This is a genomic window from Arthrobacter sp. Soil_N43 (assembly GCF_057655195.1).
In genome coordinates this window covers 1-2681 of sequence record NZ_JBDGML010000016.1, presented here as the reverse complement: position 1 = coordinate 2681, position 2681 = coordinate 1, and the positions used below count along the sequence as shown (strand labels likewise).

Below are 2681 nucleotides of genomic sequence, written 5' to 3'. Positions count from 1 at the left end.
TGTCTGTACGAACACCGCGTTCAGTAGTTCCAGGCGGGCAGGTGATGCTCACTTGGCACGAGGCGCAGCAGGACGAATTCTCCCTCGTTGCCGACCGCGTCGGGCGCTTCTAGCGAACCTATAGCAGAACACAGACAGCCGGCGCACCTGCCAAGGTCAAGACTCGCCGCCGCCGGTCAGACGTCGAAAGCCGACCGGAACGCAGCGAGGGCGACGTCCCCTGCTTCCACGCCTTGGCCGCCGGAGGCAGCGGCTTCCAGGCCAATGACGCCCGAGTACCCGGCATGCTTCAGGGCCGAGGCGACTGCACGGTAGTTGATCTCCCCCGTGCCGGGTTCGAACCGGCCGGGAACGTCGGCCACCTGCACCTCTCCGATCCAGGGCATGGCGGCCCGCACGAGTTCGATCAGATTCCCTTCCCCGATCTGGGCGTGGTAGAGGTCCAGCATCATCTTCACGTTCGGATGGTCAGTGGCTGAGACGAGGGCCATGGTGTCCTTGGCGCGGGCCAGCGGTATGCCCGGATGGTCCAGGACGGTGTTCAGGTTCTCCAAGGCAAACGTCACACCATGCTTCGCGCCCAACTCACCGAGGCGCTCAAGCGTGCGCAGTCCGGCCAGCCACATCTCGCCCGTCGAGCGGTGAAGCGGCCGGACCGCCCTGCCTCCCTCTCCCAGCTCGGCCGGGTGAACCACCATCCGTTCAACGCCGAGTTCCAAGGCCGTCGGAATGAGCTTCTCGGCAGAGGCCAGCACCTCCCGGGCGCCATCCGGATCTATGAGGCTGCCGCCGAAGTAGCCGCTCATCGAGGAAAACCGGGCGCCGGTGGCGGCAAGCGCACCGATATCGCGGCCTCGCGTATCCCAGAGCTCTACGTCGAAGCCGTGCCCATGGATCCGGTGAACCCGTTCAGCCAGGGGAAGTTCGCCGTAAACCATCTCGGCGCAGACAGCCAGCCGAAAACTCATACGGCGTCCCCCACCGAGTGCAGTTCAGGCTCGGCTGCCCGCAGCTCGGCAACCGATGACACCTCGACGGGCTGCCCGGTTTCGGCCGACCGTGCCGCGGCCAGGGCCAGTGCCAGAGCATTGCGGGCGTCCGCCCATCCCGGGCCCGCTTTTGCTGGCACCTTGGCCCCGTCGCGGCGGACTTTCACCGCTTCGGCGAAGTCAGCCACTTCCAGCGTGTAGGCATCGTGGAAGAGGTCCACATTCAGACGAACCGTGGCGGAGCCGATGCCGGCGGCAGTGTAGCTCGATGCGCTGGAGGCCTGTGGACCGCCGGCTGTCACCATGCCGGCGGAGCCGAACACTTCGCCGCGCACGTCGTAGCCGTACAGTGCGTTGAAGTTCGCTTCCGCCACCGCAATCGCCCCGTTGCTGTAGGTCACGGTGACTACGGCCGTGTCCAGCAACCCGCCGCCCTTGGCCTCGGGAGCCACCAGGGCGTCTGCCACGGCGTGCACGCGGACGGGAACGGCGCCGGGGTTCAGCCAGTTCAGCGTGTCGAAGTCATGGATCAGGGTCTCCAGGAAGATCGTTCCGGGCGGGATGCGCTCCGGATTGGCTATGCCGGCTGCAGTGCCCGGATCGCGCGTCAGTGACCGGAGGAGCTGCGGGGTTCCCACCGCGCCGTCGTCGATGAGCTTCCGTGCCGCGGCAAAGTCCGTGGCGTAGCGCCGGTTGAAGCCAAACTGAACGATGATCCCGGCGGCCTGCGCTGCCTCCATCGCCGCGTCCAGTTCCTCGACGGTGCGCCCACCCGGCTTTTCGCAGAACACGTCCTTCCCGGCCCGGGCCGCGGCCGCGATCAGGGTCGAGTGGAACCGTGCCGGCGCCGCGATCAACACGGCATCCACGTCCGGATCAGTGAACACATCAGCGGAATCATCGGTGATTTTGGCAACCCCCAGCCTGCCGGCTAGCGCTTCCACGGCGGGCAGTGAGGGATCTGAAATGGCTTCCAGGCGGGCGCCGGGAATTCGCTGGACGACGGACTCGGCGTGGAAACTTCCAATCCAGCCTGCACCGATCAGGGCGATGCGGGCCGGCCGGTCTGCGCTGACCGGATGGTGACGGTAACTCATGGATACTCCCGAGGATGGTGTGGAATGGGTGGCAGACGTCTTCTAGATCGTTCTAGTGAAAATGTTTGCATAAGCCCACCTGTCTGTCTAGATCGTTCTATAGAATGCTCTAGGCAGAGGAGGAATATGGCGGAACAGCAGCGGCGTCCCACGCTGATGGACGTTGCCCGGGCAGCCGGCGTCTCGCGGGCACTGGTGTCCATCGTCATGCGCGGCGCGCCCGGAGCCGCGGAATCAACGCGGCAAAAGGTCCTGGCGGCGGCACGGGACCTCGGCTACCGGCCCGACAGCCGGGCCCGTCTGCTGCGCAGCAGCCGCACCAGACTCCTGGGCCTGAGTTTCTTCAGCGCCCATCCCTTTCATGCCGAAATCGTGGATGCCGCCTATGCGGCGGCGACGGCGCGCGGCTATGAAATCGCGCTGAGCGCTGTCGCCCACGGCCGCCCCGAGACCCGCGCCATAGAGTCCCTGCTCGATGTCGGTTCGGAGGCACTGATCATGATTTCTCCGACGCTCAGCAGCCAGGAGCTGGAGCGGTTTGCCGGCCAGGTGCCCGTGGTGAGCCTCCTCCGGAACGACGTGGGAGACCTGGTGG

At 66.2% G+C, this 2681-nt stretch carries 3 protein-coding genes; 1 reads left to right on the top strand and 2 read right to left on the bottom strand.

The window, feature by feature from the left end; genetic code table 11:
• Positions 1–176 precede the first annotated feature (176 nt).
• Together AC3A3W_RS00555 and AC3A3W_RS00550 are read right to left on the bottom strand one after the other, a co-directional pair.
• Entirely contained in the window at positions 177–968 is a 792-nt protein-coding gene (locus AC3A3W_RS00555; protein ID WP_487439949.1) for a TIM barrel protein, read from the bottom strand.
• Positions 965–2086 (bottom strand): Gfo/Idh/MocA family oxidoreductase, encoded by a 1122-nt coding sequence (locus AC3A3W_RS00550; protein ID WP_487439948.1) that lies wholly within the window; start codon positions 2084–2086, stop codon positions 965–967. The genes AC3A3W_RS00555 and AC3A3W_RS00550 overlap by 4 nt, the downstream gene beginning before the upstream one ends.
• 126 nt (positions 2087–2212) lie before the next feature.
• Here AC3A3W_RS00550 and AC3A3W_RS00545 point away from each other — a divergent pair.
• On the top strand, positions 2213–2681 hold a 469-nt coding region (locus AC3A3W_RS00545; protein WP_487439947.1), incomplete at its 3' end, for a LacI family DNA-binding transcriptional regulator.